This window comes from Burkholderia sp. AW33-5 (genome assembly GCF_053427615.1).
In genome coordinates, this window is the sequence record NZ_JBSAXA010000006.1 from 1 (window position 1) to 16,816 (window position 16,816).

Below are 16,816 nucleotides of genomic sequence, written 5' to 3' on the forward strand. Positions count from 1 at the left end.
CAGCTCTTCTTCTTGACCGGGCGGACGTAGCCGCTTTTCGCGGTCTGCGTCTTCTCGTTCAATGCGAGGACGCCTTCGGCGACGTCCTTCCAGATCGTCGTGCCGGCAGCGATCGTCACGCCGCGGCCGACGCGCACCGGCGCGACGAGCTGCGTGTCGGAGCCGACGAACACGTCGTCCTCGATCACGGTGCGGAACTTGTTCGCGCCGTCGTAGTTGCAGGTGATCGTGCCCGCGCCGATGTTCACGCGCGCGCCGATGTCGGCGTCGCCGATGTAGGTGAGGTGGTTCGCCTTCGAGCCGTGGCCGATCACCGCGTTCTTCACCTCGACGAAGTTGCCGACGTGCGCTTCGTCGGCGAGCTGCGCGCCCGGACGCAGCCGCGCGTACGGGCCGATCACGGTGTTCGCGCCGAGCTCGGCGCCGTCGATGTGCGTGAATGCGTCGATGCGCGTGCCCGCGCCGATCGAGGCGTTGCGGATCACGCAGTTCGCGCCGATCGTCACGTTGTCGGCGAGCGTCACGTTGCCTTCGAACACGCAGTTCACGTCGATCGACACGTCGCGGCCGCAGCGCAGCGTGCCGCGCACGTCGAGCCGCGCCGGATCGGCGAGCGTGACGCCGTCGACGAGCAGCGCATCGGCGACGTTGCGCTGATGGATGCGCTCGAGCTCCGCGAGCTGCGCCTTGCTGTTCACGCCGAGCGTTTCCCATTCCTCGTCGGGCTGCGCCGTGACGATCTCGAAGCCGGCCTCGATCGCGAGCTCGACGACGTCGGTCAGGTAGTACTCGCCCTGCGCGTTCTCGTTCTTCAGCGCGCCGAGCCACATCGACAGCTGCGCCGTGGGCGTGACGATGATGCCGGTGTTGATCTCGGCGATCCTCAACTGCTCGGGCGACGCGTCCTTCTGCTCGACGATGCGCGTGACGAAGCCGGACGCGTCGCGCACGATGCGGCCGTAGCCGGTCGGGTCGTCGAGCGTGACGGTCAGAATTCCGTAGCGGCCCTCGCGCGCGGCGTCGACGAGACGCCGCAGCGTCGACGCGCGGGTGAGCGGCACGTCGCCGTACAAAACCAGCGTCGGTTGCGCGGGATCGAGCAGCGGCAGCGCCTGGCGTACCGCGTGGCCGGTGCCGAGCTGCTCGGCCTGCACCGCGAACTGGACGTCGGGCGCGGCGACGGCGGCCTGGACCTGCTCGGCGCCGTGACCGACGACGACGACGAGCCGCGACGGCTGCAGCGTGCGCGCGGTGGCGATGACGTGGGAGAGGAGCGGCCTGCCGGCCAGGGGATGGAGCACTTTCGGCAGCGCGGAACGCATGCGCTTGCCGGTGCCTGCCGCCAAAATCACGATATTCATGGCGCCAGCTTGTCAGAGGAGTTCGAAGCCGTCCATTTTAGCATGCGGCCCCCGTCGTTCCGGGCCTGTCGCTGCGGGGCGACAGCGCCGGAACGAGGCCGCGGCCCCGGTTCCGGCGGGTGTTCGGACCCTGCTTACAGGTCGTCGAACTGGACGATCGAGATCGGTTTCGCCGAGCCCGGCGCGGCGGTCTCGTCGCCGGACGCGCACGGCTCCTCGTCAAACGCGATGTCGCCCTGCGGATCGGCCTCGCCGGTCGCGCGCAGCGACGCGAACGGGAACTGGGTCGTATCCATCAGGTGCGACGGCACGACGTTCGCGAGCGCGCTGAACATGTTGTCGACGCGGCCCGGGAAGCGCTTGTCCCATTCGCGGATCAGCGCCTTCATTTCCGCGCGCTTCAGGTTCGGCTGGCTGCCGCACAGGTTGCACGGGATGATCGGGAATTCGCGCAGCTCGGCGTATTTCTCGAGATCGGTTTCCTTCACGTAAGCGAGCGGGCGGATCACGACGTTCCTGCCGTCGTCCGACTGCAGCTTCGGCGGCATTCCCTTCAGCTTGCCGCCGTAGAACATGTTGAGCAGCAGCGTCTGCAGGATGTCGTCGCGGTGGTGGCCGAGCGCGATCTTGGTCGCGCCGAGCTCGCCGGCCACGCGGTACAGGATCCCGCGGCGCAGCCGCGAGCACAGCGAGCAGGTCGTCTTGCCTTCGGGCACGAGCCGCTTGACGATGCTGTAGGTGTCCTGGTTCTCGATGTGGAACGGCACGCCGACCTGCGTCAGGTATTCGGGCAGCACGTGCTCGGGGAAGCCCGGCTGCTTCTGGTCGAGGTTGACCGCGACGATGTCGAAGTCGATCGGCGCGCGCTCGCGCAGGCGCAGCAGCACGTCGAGCATCGCGTAGCTGTCCTTGCCGCCCGACAGGCACACCATCACCTTGTCGCCCTGCTCGATCATGTTGTAGTCGCCGATCGCCTGGCCGACCTGGCGCACGATCCGCTTGAACAGCTTGTTGTTCTCGTACGCTTCCTTCTGCTCGCGGCGCGTCAGCGCGCGGCGGCCGGTGTCGGCGGCGATGGCTTCGATGGCGGCGCCATCGGCCGCCGTGTCGTTCATGTGGGGGGCGTTCATGCGCGCTCCTCGTCCTTGATGCGAAAGACTTCGACGCCGACGGCGTCGCAGTCCGGATAGGCGTCCGGTTTCTCGGTACAGACGCGTACCGCGCGCACGGCGTCGTGCGCCAGCAGGTTCGCGGCGATCGCGTCGCACAGTGTTTCCTGCAGGTGGATGTGGCCGCGCGCCACGCACTGCGCGACGCTCTGCTTCATCAGGTCGTAGTCGACGACTTCATGCAGCCGGTCGTCGACGGGGGTGGACAGCGCGAGCGGCACGAACAGGTCGACGTTGATGACGACGCGCTGCTCGCCGCGCTTCTCGTGTTCGAAGGCCCCGATGTTGATGTGCACCTCGTAGTCGCGCAGGTAGAGCCTGCGGCAGTCCGCGAGGCGGGGGTGCAGGAGAGCGGAAAACATGGTCGTCCCAGTCAAATTGGCGTGCGCGCACGCAAAGCGGCGCGGGCGGCGGCGATCAGGCCGCGCGGTCCGCGCAGTTCATTCATTCGGGCCGGCGGCGTGCGGCACCAGGTGCTCGCCGCCGTCGACGGTCAGCGTCGCGCCCGTGACGCCGGGCGCGCTCGCGAGATAGCAGGCCGCCGCCGCGATGTCGTTCGCGTGCGGCGCATGGCCGCGCACGAGCGCCGCCACGCGCACTTTCGGCGCGAGGGCCAGCGCCAGCGCGGCGGTCGCGCGGTTCAGCGCGGCCTGCATCAGCGCATGCGACAGCCGCGCCGGCGCCGGGTGAAACAGGGCCTGATCCAGCACGTGGATCGCGCACGCGCGCAGCGATTCGTCGTCGCGCGCGGCGTCGGGCGTCGCGTCGGCAAGCGCCCGGGCCAGCGCGAGCGGCGCCGTCACGTTGCGCGCGAGCGCAGCGGCGAGCGATGCGCCGTCCACGGTGTGCGCGTCGTCGGTGCCGGCGCAGGCACTCACGAACACCGCGCAGGCGGGCCGGCCGAGCGCCGCGCCGCACGCGGCGACGAGCGCGGTCGCGTCGGTTTCCAGGGCCAGATCGGCGTCGAGCACGGCTGCACGGCGGCCGTGGGCGGCGACTTCGGCGACGAGCGCATCGGCGGCCGCGCGCGGCGCGCCGGGGCTGCGCTGCAGCGCGACGTCCCAGCCGCGCTGCGCGAATCCGGTCGCGAGCGCACGACCGAGCGACGCGGCGTCGGCCGCGCTGCCCAGCGCGCCGGCGACGAGCGCGATGCGCGGGGTCGACGTATCGGCTGAAACGGTCATTTACAATGCCGGGATGAACCCGAAAGCTCACGAACCCGCTAGTTTACCTGCTCCCGGCCCTGACGCGCTCGCGCAGTCCGAAACCCTTGCCGCGCAACTGCGCGACGAGATCGCGGCGGCCGGCGGCTGGCTGCCGTTCGACCGCTTCATGGAGCGCGCGCTGTATGCGCCCGGCCTCGGCTATTACAGCGGCGGCGCGCGCAAGTTCGGCCGCCGCGCCGACGACGGCAGCGACTTCGTGACGGCCCCCGAGCTGTCGCCGCTGTTCGCGCAGACGCTCGCGAATCCCGTCGGGCAAGCGCTGGCGGCAAGCGGCACGCGCCGCGTGATGGAGTTCGGCGCGGGCACGGGCAAGCTCGCGGCCGGGCTGCTCGCGGCGCTCGATGCGCTCGGCGTCGAACTCGACGAATACCTGATCGTCGACCTGTCCGGCGAGCTGCGCGAACGCCAGCGCGACACGATCGCGGCGGTCGCGCCGGCGCTCGCCGGGAAGGTGCGCTGGCTCGACGCGCTGCCCGAGCGCTTCGACGGCGTCGTGGTCGGCAACGAGGTGCTCGACGCGATGCCGGTGCGCCTCTTCGCGAAAGCGGACGGCGCGTGGCTCGAGCGCGGCGTCGCGCTCGACGCGCGGCACGCGTTCGCGTTCGACGACCGGCCCGCCGGTGCGGCCGGCCTGCCGCCGGTGCTCGCGACGCTCGACGTCGACGACGGCTACGTGACGGAGACGCACGAAGCCGCGCTGGCGTTCACGCGTACCGTATGCACGATGCTCGGGCGCGGCGCGGTGCTGCTGGTCGACTACGGGTTCCCCGCGCACGAGTACTACCATCCGCAGCGCGACCGCGGCACGCTGATGTGCCATTACCGCCACCACGCACATGACGACGCGTTCCTGTACCCGGGGCTGCAGGACATCACCGCGCACGTCGAATTCACCGGCATCTACGACGCGGGCGTCGCGACCGGCGCGGACCTCCTCGGCTACACGTCGCAGGCGCGTTTCCTGTTGAACGCGGGCATCACCGACGCGCTGGCCGCGATCGATCCGTCCGACATCCACCAGTTCCTGCCGGCCGCGAACGCGGTGCAGAAGCTGATCTCGGAAGCCGAGATGGGCGAGCTGTTCAAGGTGATCGCATTCTCGCGCGGGATCGACGGCACGCTCGACGCATTCGCGCGCGGCGACCGCTCGCACGCGCTCTGACGGGGAGTCCGGGATGCTGCGCTGGCTGATGGCGTCGTTCGTCGCGGTGATGATCCTGACGCGCTGCTGGCCGTGGCTCGGCAAGGTCGGCATCGGGCGGATGCCGGGCGACGTCACGCTGACGCTCGGCGGGCGGCGCTACCCGTTCCCGTTCATGTCGACGCTGGTGCTGACGATGCTGGTGTCGATGGTGGCGCGGCTGCTCTGAGCCGCGCCGAATGCGGCGGCGCGCCGCGACCGCGCCGCGGCGCGCGTGTGAGGGTTCGGCGCGTCACGGTTCGCGCGTCACAGCTCGATTTCGCCGAGGATCCGGTGCGCGAGCGCCTTCGCTTCGTTGAACGCCTCCTCCTCGCTCGGACTCGTCGTGTGGACGTCGTAGCGCATGTTTTCCGTCTCGTCGCCGTCGTCCCGGGCGAGGATCACGTAACCCTGGAACTGTCCGTTGGCGGCGTGCTGCGTGTGCGCCTTGGCCGTGTAGATGCCTTTCGTGAACGTGTTCGTGTCCATCGTGCCTCTCCCGCAATAGGACACTTCATCGTAGCACTGCGGCGCAGCATGTACAGCGCCGCTAATCGGCGACCGATCAGCGCGCCGTCATCGTCCCGTCACCGTTCGAGCAACGCGACCACCTCGTCGAGCGTCGGCGCATGCGCGCCCGTATGCCGGCACGCGGCGGCGCCCGCCGCGAGCGCGAACGCGAGATGCTCGCGCCACGACCGCTGCGGCGCGGCCATCAGGCTGAACAGCATGCCGCCGATCGACGCGTCGCCCGCGCCGACGGTATCGACGACCTCGACGCGCGGCGGACTGGCTTCGAGCACGTCGCCGTCCGCGTAAAGCGTCGCCGGCTGCGCGCCGCGCGTGACGAGCACGGCCGCGCGCGGATTCAGCGCGCGCACCGCGGCGACCGCATCCGGGCCGTCGCCGCCGAACAGGTGGCGCAGGTCCTCGTCGGACACCTTGATCAGGTCGGCGAGCGCGGCCATCTTCTCGAGCGTCGGCCGGTACGCGGCCGTCATCAGGTTCCGGTAGTTCGGATCGAAGCTGATCTTCACGCCGCGCGCGTGCAGCTCCGCCGCGAGCGCGACGAGCGTGCCCGCGAGCGGTTCGCGCACGAGGCTGATGCAGCCGAAGTGCGCCCACTTCACGTGTGCGGCCCAGCCGGCCGGCAGCCGCGCCGGGTCGAACGCGAGATCCGCGCTCGCTTCGCCGATGAAGAAGTACGCGGGCGGCCGCGTCTCGTGGACGATCGCGAGCAGCGGCGCACGCGGCACGCGCTGCAGGAAGCGCAGGTCGAGCCCGGCCGCCTCGCTGGTGCGCCACAGCACGTCGGAGAAGCAGTCTTCGCCGATCGCGCCCGCGAGCGCGCTCGGCACGCCGAGCCGCGCGACCGCGCGCGCGACGTTCCAGCCGGCGCCGCCCGGCACCGAGGTCCACTGCGCGTCGCCCGCGCGCACCATGTCGGTCAGGATGTCGCCCGCCGACACGAAGGCCGGAAAGGTGCCGCCGCTCATTGCGTCGGCTCGCTGCGCGCCGCGCGCGCGAGGGTCGCGAGCACGTCGTAGCATGCGCCCATCGTGTGATAGTCGGTCTTGCCGGCCGGGCTTTTCTCGTCGCTGTACTTGCGGTTGTCGCAGGTGAGGATCCGGTACCACGCGCCGTAGCGGTGATCGACGAAATGTGCCCAGCTGTAGCGCCAGATCTCGTCGTACCAGTCCCAGAAGCGCTCGCTGCCGGTGCGCGCGCCGAGCATCGCGGCCGCCGCGAAGGTTTCCGCCTGCACCCAGAAATACTTGTTGTGGTCGCAGATCGTGAAGTCGGGGCCGAAGCCGTAGCAGAGACCGCCGTGATCGGCGTCCCACGCATGCGTGAGCGCCGCGTCGAACAGCTCGGCCGCGCGCGGCACGAGCCAGTCGAGCGGGCGGTGCCGCTCCAGGATCAGCAGCAGCTTCGCCCATTCGGTCTGGTGCCCGGGCTGGAAGCCCCACGGACGGAAGATGTTCGAGCTGTCTTCCTTGTTGTAGTCCCAGTCGACCGACCAGTCCGCATGGTAGTGCTCCCACACGAGGCCGCCCGACAGCGAAGCCTGGCGCTGCGTGATGTGGGTCGCGAGTTTTTCCGCGCGATCGAGATAGGTGAGATGGCCGGTCGCCTCGTATGCCGCGAGCAGCGCTTCCGTCATGTGCATGTTCGCGTTCTGGCCGCGGTACGACGACACGTTCCAGTTCGGCGTCGCGTCGTCCGCGTAGAGGCCGGCGGCCGCGTCCCAGAAGCGGTGCTCGGCGAGCTCGTAGGTCGACGCGATCAGCGCGCGCGCTTCGTCGATGCCGGCCATCGTCGCGTGCGCGGCGGCCAGCAGCACGAACGCGAGCCCGTAGCAGTGGCGCGTGCCGTCGAGCGTCGCGCGTTTCGTGCCGTCGCGCCAGTCGAGTTCCCAGTCGTAGCCCTGCAGCGCTTCGTCCCAGTGCGCGTCGCGCAGGAAGCGCAGCCCGTGGCGGGCGTAGTCGAGGTGGCGCGGATCGCCGAAATGCCGGTACGCCATCGCGTAGTTGAAGACGAACCGGCAACTGCTGACCAGATGCCGCGACGTGCGGTTGTAGATGCTGCCGTCGTCGCGGAAGTAATGGTAGAAGCCGCCCGTCGGGTCGAACGCGTTCTGCGCGTAGAAGCGCAGCGTGTCCTCGATGTGCGACAGCAGGAACGACGGATCGCGGAAGCTCGCGACGAACGGTGCCGTTTGCGCGTGGGCGGCCGGCGCGGCCGTGCTGGATTGGACCGGGGGCATGTTCATGATTCGGTGACCGTGGCGGTATCGAGTGCCGGTGAGCCGGCGGGCTGGCTGCTGGCCCGTACGATCAGTTCGACGGGCAGGGAGATCTCGGTGCGCTCGGGCGATTCGGCGAGCAGCAGTTCGACGCCGCGGCGGCCGAGCGCTTCCTTGTCGACGGCGAGCGTCGTGAGCGGCGGATTCGCGTGCGCGGCGGCCGGGATGTCGTCGAAGCCGACGATCGCGATGTCTTCCGGAATCCGCACGCCGCGCGCGATGCACACGCGCTGCGCGGCCAGCGCGGCGGCGTCGTTGTACGCGAACACGGCGTCCGGGCGCGGGCCGGGCGCGTCGAGCAGTTGCTGCATCGCGTGCGCGGCGCCGGTGTCGGGGTCGAGCCCGGCGTCGATCGTCACTTCGTACGCGGGATCGAACAGCCGCCCGGCCTCGAAGAACGCGCGGCGATAGCCGATCGCGCGCTGCGCGATGCTGAAGTGCGCGGCCGAGCCGCCGATGAACGCGATCCGCGAGCGGCCGATGGCGAGCAGGTGGCGCATCGCGAGCGCCGCGCCCGTCGCGTTGTCGATGTTCACCGAGCGCAGGCCGGGCGCCCACAGGTCGATCAGCACGAGCGGCCGGCCGGTCGCGGCGAGCGCCTCGATCGTCTCGGGCTCGATGAAGCCGGCCACCGCGATCGCGTCGGGCGCGTGCGGGCGCATCTGGCGCAGCACGTCGTCGTTGGGGCCGACCGTGAGCAGCGTCGGCACGATGCCGCGCTCGCGGCACGCGTCCTCGACGCCGTGCAGCACGTGCGAGAAGAACGGGCTCGCGGGAAAGCGGTTGTGCTGGCGGTGCAGCAGGAAGGTGAGCCGGCGGATGCGCGGGCGCAACTGGGCCGGGTCGTAGCCGAGCTGCTGCGCGATCTCGACGATGCGCGCCCGCGTGGCTTCCGACAGGCCCGGCTGGTTTTTCAGCGCGCGGGAGACGGTGCCGATCGAGACCTCTGCCGCCCGCGCTACGTCGCGAATGGTGGTGCCCATCGTTCGGGTCCGGTTTGTTTAGGGTGACGGCGATTGTATAGTAAAACGCCGAGCCAAATTCGGGCCGGATAACCGGGGAATACCCGGAAATAACGGGTTTTTACGCGCTAATCTGCGAAAACGACGTTACTAAAAATACTAAACAAAACGCGGAAAAGGCAAGGTGATCGCACGAACGGCAGGCCGTTACCGGCAATCGGGCGCGCGAGACACCGTCGTCGCCGTTCTTGCCGGCCGGCAGCCCGCTTGCATCCGGCAACCGCCCGCCGGTTCAGCCCGCCGCCGCCTGCGGCGGCCCGCCGCGATCGCGCAGCGCCGCGCGTCCGGCATCGAGATCGACGACCGCGAGCCCGCCCGGCTGCTGTTTCGCGCGCCGCTTCGCGAGCGCCGCGACCGACGCGATCTCGTCGCTGCCGTAGCGCATCGCGCCGTTCGCGCCGGCCGGCACGCCGACCGCGCCGATCGCCATCGTGACGAAACCGAAGAATGCGGGGTTGCCGTGGCGGTCCTCGCCGCGCAGCCCGCCCGCCAGCCGGTCGGCCTGCGTGTAGAAACGCCGCGCGCCGTCGTTGAAGTGCGCGATCGCGTCGGCCGCGCGCGCGTGCCAGTCGTCGCGCTGGAACAGCACGAGGAAATCGTCGCCGCCGACGTGCCCGAGAAAGTCGCGCTGCGGATCGCACACGCCGGCCAGCACCGTCGCCGCGAACTTCAGCACTTCGTCGCCCTGCCAGTAGCCGTACTGGTCGTTGAACGGCTTGAACTGGTTCAGGTCGACGTAGCACGCGTGGAAGCCGGCGTCGCGCGCCAGCAGGCGCTCGATGTGCGCGCTGATCGGGATGTTGCCGGGCAGGAAGGTCAGCGGATTCGCATAGCGCGCGGCCTCGATGCGCATCTCGGTCACCGCGCGCACGAGGCTCTCGCCGGTGCCGAGCCCGACGTAGCGGCCGTGCTCGGTGATCACGAAGCCGTCCGCGAGGTAGCGCTGGTCGTGGCTCGCGAGCAGCATCGCGAGCTGCTCGACCGTCGTCGCATTGTCGATCATCAGCGGCGCGTCGTTCGCGAACTGCAGGCACGGCTTCTTTCCGAACACCTCGCGGTGGTAAGGCAGCGTGAAGCGGTCGATGAAGCCGCGCCGGTTCACGAGCGCGACCGGCCGCCCGCGTTCGACGAGCGCGACCGCGTGCAGGCCGGGCATCCGGTTGAACAGGTCGAGCACGTCGTTGCTGGTCGCGTCGCGCGGCAGCGCCGGCGCGGGGACGAGCATCTTCGCCGCGATCGTGCTCGCGGGCCGCACGGCGCGGGTCGCACCGGGGAACACCGCGATGTGCGGCGCGCGGATCGCGTCGCGCGCGGCCGGCGCGACGACCCGCGACGGTTGCGCGTCCGGCCGGCCGAGCAGGAAGCCCTGCACGCAGCAGATGCCCATGTCGCGCACGACGATCAGGTCGCACTCGTTCTCGATCCCTTCCGCGATCAGCTTCGCGCCGCTCGCGTGCGCGAAGTGCTGCATCGCCCGGACCGCCTCGAACTTGAGCGGATCGCGCGCGATGTCGTGGATGAAGAAGCGGTCGATCTTCACGACGTCCGGGTGCAGGCGCAGCCACAGGTTCATGCTCGCGTTCGCGGTGCCGTAGTCGTCGAGCGCGAACTGGATGCCGGCGTCGCGCAGCGATGCGACCGCCGGCCCGATGTGCGCGACGTCCGGCATCGCGGTCTGCTCGGTCAGCTCGATCACGATGCGCTCCGCGCCGACCCGCGCGCGACCGAGCAGTTGCCGCGCGCGCTCGCGTTCGCGCGCGAGTTGCAGGATCGTGTTCGCGCTGAAGTTGAGGAACAGCTTGCCGTCGCAGCCGAGCGCCGCGAACGCGTCGAGGCAGGTGAGGGCAGCCGCCTGTTCGAGCGCGACGGTCGCGCCGTCGCGGGCGGCCTGCGCGAACAGCGCGGCCGGCGTCTCGAGGTCGGTGCCGCGCGGGCCGCGGATCAGGCCTTCGTAGCCGACGACCGTGCCCGACCCGAGGTCGACGATCGGCTGGAACACGGCCGCGAGCGCACGCTCCGCGATCAGGCGCGTGGTGGAGACGGCGGACGGGACGGGATGAGGCGCGGGCATGGGCGAGGGCGGCCGAGGCGACGGGACGCCCGACTTTAACGGCAGCGCGCGCGGAGAATTGAATGAAGATTTCGTGACGCGATGCGCGTCGATGGTGCATGCGTCGCTTTGGGCGGGCGGTGGGGCGGCGGAGAAAGCGGAAAGCGTAACGAGAAAGACGCGAATCCACCCGCGCGGCCAGCCATGCCGGCCGCGCAGCCTCCCGCGTCAGCGTTTGCCCGCGCTCAGCGCGCCGCGTCCGCGTGCGGCGCCGGCCGCACCCTCGTCGCCGTCACGCTCGCCGCGCATGTCGCGCGCGCCCCAGCGCTGCGCGAGCGCCGCGCACGCCATCAGCTGGATCTGGTGGAACAGCATCAGCGGCAGCACGATCGCGCCGACCGCCTGCGCGGAGAAGATCACCTTCGCCATCGGCACGCCGGCCGCGAGGCTCTTCTTCGAGCCGCAGAAGATGATCGTGATCTGGTCGGCGCGGTTGAAGCCGAGCCGCTTGCTGACGAACGTGGTCAGCACCAGCGCGATCGCGAGCAGCACGACGTTGACGACCAGCAGGCCGCCGAGCGCGCGCGCCGGCATCTGGTGCCAGAGCCCCTGGTTCACGGCCTCGCTGAACGCGACGTAGACGACGAGCAGGATCGAGCCCTGGTCGACGAAACGCAGCACGCCGCGATTGCGTTCGATCCAGCCGCCGATCACGGGCCGCAGCAGCTGGCCGGCGACGAACGGCACGAGCAGCTGCATCACGATGCTCCCGACGGTGCTCCACGGCGACGCGGCCGCGGCCGACTGCGACGTGATCATCAGCCCGACGAGCGCCGGCGTCACGAAGATTCCGAGCAGGCTTGACGCGGATGCCGCGCACACGGCGGCCGGCACGTTGCCCTTCGCGATCGACGTGAACGCGATCGACGACTGGACCGTCGACGGCAGCGTGCACAGAAACAGCACGCCGGCGTAGAGCGCCGGCGTGACGAGCGGCTGCAGCACGGGCTTCAGCGCGAGGCCGAGCAGCGGGAACAGCGCGAACGTGCTGAGCAGCACGACCGCATGCAGCCGCCAGTGGGTCGCGCCCGCGACGACGGCTTCGCGCGACAGCTTCGCGCCGTGCAGGAAGAACAGCAGGCCGACCGCGATGTTGGTCGCCCAGTTGAACGCGTGGGCGGCCGGGCCGCGGCACGGCAGCAGGCTCGCGAGCACGACGGTGCCGACCAGCGCGAGCGTGAAGTTGTCGGGAAGGAAACGGGGACGGGCCATCGGGGAACTCGATTCGGAAACGGCAGGCGCGCACGTCGCGCGCGCGAAGCCGATATTGTCCCGGTTGGTCATTCAATACACAAATTCATTGTGCGAATCGATTGATGAATCGACGGCATAGGGCGGCGGGCGCCAGGGAGGGGTGGCCGATGCGCAAAACGGCAGAAGAATGTTCTGCCGCGATTGCGCCCTGAAGTGAAAAAACCTAGCAGTAACATGGTGTTACACCGATGCCCGCGACCTAACACTTTTTGGCTCGACACCGTTTCAGGCCGCTCATAAATTACTGCTGAAAGGCTTGCGTCGGCCGGAAACGCCCGGCGGCGAGCGGTAACAGGCACTGAATGATGACGGAACGGGTGAAACGGAAGGTCGGACGATGGGTGGCAGGCGTGCTCGGCGCACTGCTGATGCCGCTCGCGCTCGCGCAACCGCCGCACGGCGGTCAGGCGTTCGGCGGCGGTCACGGCTTCGGTCACGGTTTCGGTGGCGGCGACATGCGCGCTTTCGGCCAGCCGGCCGGCAACGCGCCGGTCTGGCGCCGGGCGCTGCCGCCGGGCGGCGCGCGTGCCGGCGGCGTGAGCGGTTACGGTTCCCGCTGGGGGCTGCGGCCGACGCCGTCCTACGGCCATTACGCCGCGCAAAGCCCGTATCGTCCGATCAGCGCCGACTCCCGCCAGATGCCGCGCCCGCAGGCCGGCGGCAACGTGCCGCTGCGCGCCGGCTCGATCCGCGCCGACGTCGCGCGCTACAACGAGGAGCGCGGCGGCCGTCCGATGCCGCCCCCCCGCGCGCAGGAAGAACCGTCGCACTCGCCGTTTTTCTCCCCGTTCTACCGAAACTGAGCGCCCCGCGCGTTCGTCCCCCCGCCGGCTGTGATGCGAATTCGCCACAGTCGCGCGCATATTTCCGCTGATTTTCCCGCCGCATTGCGCTATCTTTCGCGCCCGGCACGCGCGCGCCCCGCGGCCGTCCCGTCGCGTGCCCGCTCCGCGCGCGGCCGCTGCGGCGCGCCTGGCCATGTGCCGATTCCGCGAAGTTAATGCCGCTGCTATACCCGCAATAAGTGTGCGCAATTTTGACCGGACGCACGATCCGTAAAGATGGCTGCGCCCCGAACGACGCAAGCAATCGGCTCCAAAAAACAACGCTCGCGCCACTCATCGACATTCGACAAAACCTGGAGATCCCATGAAAGCATTCGCTCGCCGTGCGTCGCGCACGTCCGTCAAGCTGATCGCCGCGGCCGCCTGCGTGGCCGCAACCGCACCCGTCCACGCGCAGTCGAGCGTCTCGCTCTACGGTCAGGTCGACGAATGGGTCGGCGCAACCAAGTTCCCGGGCGGCGATCGCGCATGGAACGTGTCGGGCGGCGGGATGTCGACGTCGTACTGGGGCCTGCACGGCGCAGAGGATCTCGGCAACGGCTACAAGGCGATCTTCACGCTGGAGAGCTTCTTCCGTGCGCAGAACGGCCAGTTCGGCCGCTTCCAGGGCGACACGTTCTTCGCGCGCAACGCATACGTCGGCGTCAGCTCGCCGTACGGCACGGTGACGGCAGGCCGCCTGACGACGCACCTGTTCCTGTCGACGATCCTGTTCAACCCGTTCTACGATTCGTACACCTTCTCGCCGATGGTGTACCACGTGTTCCTCGGCCTCGGCACGTTCCCGACCTATCCGAGCGACCAGGGCGCGGTCGGCGATTCGGGCTGGAACAACGCGCTGTCCTACACGTCGCCTTCGTTCGGTGGCCTGAATTTCGCGGCGATGTACGCGCTCGGCAACACGGCCGGCGACAACCGCTCGAAGAAGTGGAGCGCGCAGTTCAACTACGCAAACGGCCCGTTTGCCGCGACCGCCGTCTACCAGTACGTGAACTTCAACAACGGCCCGCAGGACCTGAGCTCGCTCGTGACCGGCATGAAGAGCCAGGGCATCGGGCTGGTCGGCGCGACCTACGACCTCAAGTACGTGAAGCTGTTCGGCCAGTACATGTATACGAAGAACGACCAGGTTGCCGGCAGCTGGCACGTGAACACCGCGCAGGGCGGCGTGTCGGTGCCGCTCGGCGTCGGCAACGCGATGGCGTCGTATGCATACTCGCGCGACGGCGGCGGCCTCGACCAGACGCGCCAGACCTGGGCCGTCGGCTACGACTATCCGCTGTCCAAGCGCACCGACGTCTACGCTGCCTACATGAACGACCACATCAGCGGCCTGTCGAGCGGCAACACGTTCGGCGCGGGCATTCGCGCGAAGTTCTGACGATTCGTTCGCCGGACGCGCACACGCAGCGCGTCCCGCCTGCCGGTCTTCCGCCCCCGAAACGGCGCCGCTTCCCGCGGCGCCGTTTTGCCTTTGTTGACCTTCTTGTTTCCTTGCCTTTGTTACCCTATCTCGTAATTGCATGATTACCAGGAATTGCGAGCTAGTTCGATGGATACCCTCGTCAGCATGAATGTGTTTCGCTACGTCGTCGAAGTGGGCAGCTTCGTCGGCGCGGCCGAGCGCATGCAGATGTCGGCCGCGATGGCGAGCAAGCACGTGATGCATCTCGAGCAGCAGCTCGGCGCGCGGCTGCTGCATCGCACGACACGACGTGTCGCGCCGACCGAGGCGGGACGCGAATACTATGAGCGCCTCGTGCAGGCGCTGTCGGAACTCGACGAAGCCGGACAGGCGGTCGGCGCCGCGAGCGTCGTGCCGCAGGGCCGCCTGCGCGTGACGTCGCTGTCCGCGTTCGGATTGCGGCACGTGATGCAGGCCGTCACCGATTATGCGGGCCGGTTCCCGGACGTGACCGTCGACATGACGCTGTCCGATCGCGTGGTCGACCTGATCGAGGAAGGCTACGACGTCGCGGTGCGCGCGGCGCCGAACGGGCTGAAATCGTCGTCGCTGGTCGCGCGGCAGATCGCCACCGCACACATCCTGCTGGTCGCGTCGCCCGAGTATCTGGAGAAGCACGGCACGCCTCAGACGATTGCCGATCTCGCGCATCACAATTACCTGCGCCGCGATTCGAATTCGACGATGCTCGATTCGCTGGTGATCGACGCGGCTGCCGCGTCGCGCGTGAACCTGAACGGCAACCTGATCGTGAACCATCTCGAGGGGCTGCGCGCGGCGGTGCTCGCCGGCGCGGGCATCGCGCTGCTCGGCACCGAGGTGATCGGCGACGACATCGAATCCGGCCGTCTCGTGCCGGTGCTGCTCGACTCGGTGCCGCCGCACGAGGCGCCGATCTACGCGGTGTATGCGAGCCGCCGCCACGTATCGGCGAAGGTGCGTTCGTTCGTCGACTTCCTCGCCGCACGTTTCGAAGGTCAGTCGCTGTGCCCGTCGATCGAGGCGCGCTTGCGCGTGCTGCCGATTACGCGGATCAAGCGCGCGGGCTGATCGCCGTCTGCCGCCCGCGCGGCGGACATGAAAAAAGCGCGAGCCGTTGCGGTTCGCGCTTTTTTGTTTTTGCCCGACGTCATGCGCGGCCGCGACGCAATCCGCCGCCCGCGTCAGCGTCAGCGTGCGATGCCGAGCCGTGCCTTCGCGTCGTCGTACTCGCGCTTCAGCCGCTCGACGAGCGCGCCGACGCTCGGCAGGTCGTCCATCAGCCCGACGCCCTGGCCGGCACCCCAGATGTCCTTCCACGCCTTCGCCTTGTCGCCGCCGAAATTCATCTTCGACTTGTCCGATTCCGGCAGCGCGTCCGGATCGAGGCCGGCCTTCTCGATGCTCTCGCGAATGTAGTTGCCGTGCACGCCGGTGAAGAGGTTCGTGTAGATGATGTCGGACGATTTCGCATTGACGATCGCGCGCTTGTAGTCCTCGGCCGCGTGCGCTTCCTGCGTCGCGATGAAGCGCGTGCCCATGTACGCGAGGTCGGCGCCCATCGCCTGCGCGGCGAGGATCGAGCCGCCGTTCGCGATCGAGCCCGACAGCACGATCGGCCCGTCGAACATCTTGCGCACTTCGCCGACGAGCGCGAACGGCGACGTCGTGCCCGCGTGGCCGCCGGCGCCGGCCGCGACGAGGATCAGCCCGTCGACGCCGGCTTCGAGCGCCTTCTGCGCGTGGCGCAGGTTGATCACGTCGTGCAGCACGATGCCGCCATAACTGTGCACGGCGTCGACGATCTCGCGCGCCGGCGCGCGCAGGCTCGTGATGAAGATCGGCACCTTGTGGTCGACGCACACGCGCACGTCATGCTCGAGCCGTACGTTCGACTGGTGGACGATCTGGTTGACCGCGATCGGGCCGATCACCGCATCCGGGTGCTTCGCCTTGTGGTCGGCGAGCTCGGACTGGATCTGCGTGAGCCACTCGTCGAGCAGTTCGGCCGGACGGGCGTTGAGCGCGGGAAATGATCCGACGATACCCGCCTTGCACTGCGCGAGCACGAGTTCGGGGTAGCTGACGATGAACATCGGCGACGCGATGACGGGCAGCGTCAGGTTCTGCAGGACGGCGGGCAATGCCATGTGATGTCTCCAGTCTCGAGGGGCGGCCGGATGCGGCGCGGTCGCGCCGATGCCGGCATCAATGCTTGGCGGTCGAACGGTGCTTCGAGTGTAGCGGTGCAGCGATGCGCTCATATTAATACGAACGGTCGTGCGATTCTACGCGAGCTTAGCAAACGGCGCGGCATGGCGACAATCGAGTGAGTGTTCTCTTTCTACGCATTCGGGCATCTGCCGCGCGCAGCAGTCGGCCGGGCGCTCCTACAATAC

16 protein-coding genes are annotated in these 16,816 nt (G+C 69.1%); 5 read left to right on the plus strand and 11 right to left on the minus strand.

All coding sequences use genetic code 11. The features are described from left to right. The 4 genes from glmU to ACV22V_RS12885 all read right to left on the minus strand — a co-directional run. A partial coding sequence (gene glmU / locus ACV22V_RS12870; RefSeq protein WP_059691377.1) for a bifunctional UDP-N-acetylglucosamine diphosphorylase/glucosamine-1-phosphate N-acetyltransferase GlmU occupies positions 1-1,361 on the minus strand: 1,361 nt, incomplete at its 3' end. 134 nt (positions 1,362-1,495) lie between these two features. Beyond that, positions 1,496-2,491 (minus strand): tRNA 2-thiocytidine(32) synthetase TtcA, encoded by a 996-nt coding sequence (gene ttcA / locus ACV22V_RS12875; RefSeq protein ID WP_448014099.1) that lies wholly within the window; start codon positions 2,489-2,491, stop codon positions 1,496-1,498. Beyond that, complete coding sequence (locus ACV22V_RS12880; RefSeq protein WP_059450683.1) at positions 2,488-2,892, minus strand: dihydroneopterin aldolase; 405 nt, start codon at positions 2,890-2,892, stop codon at positions 2,488-2,490. Before ACV22V_RS12880 ends, ttcA begins: the two co-directional genes overlap by 4 nt. A gap of 78 nt (positions 2,893-2,970) precedes the next feature. After that, a complete protein-coding gene (locus ACV22V_RS12885) occupies positions 2,971-3,714 on the minus strand; it encodes an SDR family oxidoreductase (protein ID WP_448014100.1) in 744 nt (247 codons plus the stop codon). A gap of 13 nt (positions 3,715-3,727) precedes the next feature. On the opposite strand from ACV22V_RS12885, the gene ACV22V_RS12890 reads away from it, so the two are divergent. Both ACV22V_RS12890 and ACV22V_RS12895 read left to right on the plus strand, forming a co-directional pair. Next, positions 3,728-4,918, plus strand: coding sequence for a class I SAM-dependent methyltransferase (locus ACV22V_RS12890; RefSeq protein ID WP_448014101.1), 1,191 nt, complete (start codon positions 3,728-3,730; stop codon positions 4,916-4,918). Positions 4,919-4,931: 13 nt separating this feature from the next. Further along, positions 4,932-5,126, plus strand: coding sequence for a DUF2905 domain-containing protein (locus ACV22V_RS12895; RefSeq protein WP_059523874.1), 195 nt, complete (start codon positions 4,932-4,934; stop codon positions 5,124-5,126). Positions 5,127-5,203: 77 nt separating this feature from the next. Here ACV22V_RS12895 and ACV22V_RS12900 read toward each other — a convergent pair whose 3' ends face one another. The 6 genes from ACV22V_RS12900 to ACV22V_RS12925 all read right to left on the minus strand — a co-directional run bounded on the left by ACV22V_RS12900 (position 5,204) and on the right by ACV22V_RS12925 (position 12,086). Then, positions 5,204-5,425, minus strand: a complete 222-nt coding sequence (locus tag ACV22V_RS12900; protein WP_059523876.1) for a hypothetical protein — start codon at positions 5,423-5,425, stop codon at positions 5,204-5,206. A 98-nt stretch (positions 5,426-5,523) separates the two neighbouring features. Further along, positions 5,524-6,432 carry a carbohydrate kinase family protein gene (locus tag ACV22V_RS12905; protein WP_175981844.1) on the minus strand — a complete coding sequence of 303 codons (909 nt, stop codon included), beginning with the start codon at positions 6,430-6,432 and terminating at the stop codon, positions 5,524-5,526. Then, on the minus strand, positions 6,429-7,709 hold the full coding sequence (locus tag ACV22V_RS12910) for an AGE family epimerase/isomerase (protein WP_175981842.1): 1,281 nt from the start codon (positions 7,707-7,709) through the stop codon (positions 6,429-6,431). The genes ACV22V_RS12905 and ACV22V_RS12910 overlap by 4 nt, the downstream gene beginning before the upstream one ends. Further along, entirely contained in the window at positions 7,706-8,725 is a 1,020-nt protein-coding gene (locus ACV22V_RS12915; RefSeq protein ID WP_448014104.1) for a LacI family DNA-binding transcriptional regulator, read from the minus strand. Before ACV22V_RS12915 ends, ACV22V_RS12910 begins: the two co-directional genes overlap by 4 nt. 271 nt (positions 8,726-8,996) lie before the next feature. Continuing rightward, positions 8,997-10,835, minus strand: coding sequence for an EAL domain-containing protein (locus ACV22V_RS12920; protein WP_448014105.1), 1,839 nt, complete (start codon positions 10,833-10,835; stop codon positions 8,997-8,999). A 207-nt stretch (positions 10,836-11,042) separates the two neighbouring features. After that, positions 11,043-12,086 carry a bile acid:sodium symporter family protein gene (locus ACV22V_RS12925; RefSeq protein ID WP_059523886.1) on the minus strand — a complete coding sequence of 348 codons (1,044 nt, stop codon included), beginning with the start codon at positions 12,084-12,086 and terminating at the stop codon, positions 11,043-11,045. Between the two features lie 347 nt (positions 12,087-12,433). Between ACV22V_RS12925 and ACV22V_RS12930 the strand changes: the two genes are divergently transcribed. The 3 genes from ACV22V_RS12930 to ACV22V_RS12940 all read left to right on the plus strand — a co-directional run bounded on the left by ACV22V_RS12930 (position 12,434) and on the right by ACV22V_RS12940 (position 15,488). Further along, positions 12,434-12,931: a hypothetical protein gene (locus tag ACV22V_RS12930; RefSeq protein ID WP_059691467.1), complete on the plus strand. Its 498-nt coding sequence runs from the start codon at positions 12,434-12,436 to the stop codon at positions 12,929-12,931. Between the two features lie 346 nt (positions 12,932-13,277). Beyond that, positions 13,278-14,354 (plus strand): porin, encoded by a 1,077-nt coding sequence (locus ACV22V_RS12935; protein WP_059523888.1) that lies wholly within the window; start codon positions 13,278-13,280, stop codon positions 14,352-14,354. Between the two features lie 171 nt (positions 14,355-14,525). Further along, positions 14,526-15,488, plus strand: a complete 963-nt coding sequence (locus ACV22V_RS12940; protein ID WP_059523890.1) for a LysR family transcriptional regulator — start codon at positions 14,526-14,528, stop codon at positions 15,486-15,488. A gap of 119 nt (positions 15,489-15,607) precedes the next feature. Here ACV22V_RS12940 and ACV22V_RS12945 read toward each other — a convergent pair whose 3' ends face one another. Beyond that, positions 15,608-16,567 carry an NAD(P)H-dependent flavin oxidoreductase gene (locus ACV22V_RS12945; RefSeq protein WP_448014107.1) on the minus strand — a complete coding sequence of 320 codons (960 nt, stop codon included), beginning with the start codon at positions 16,565-16,567 and terminating at the stop codon, positions 15,608-15,610. Between the last annotated feature and the right edge of the window lie 249 nt (positions 16,568-16,816).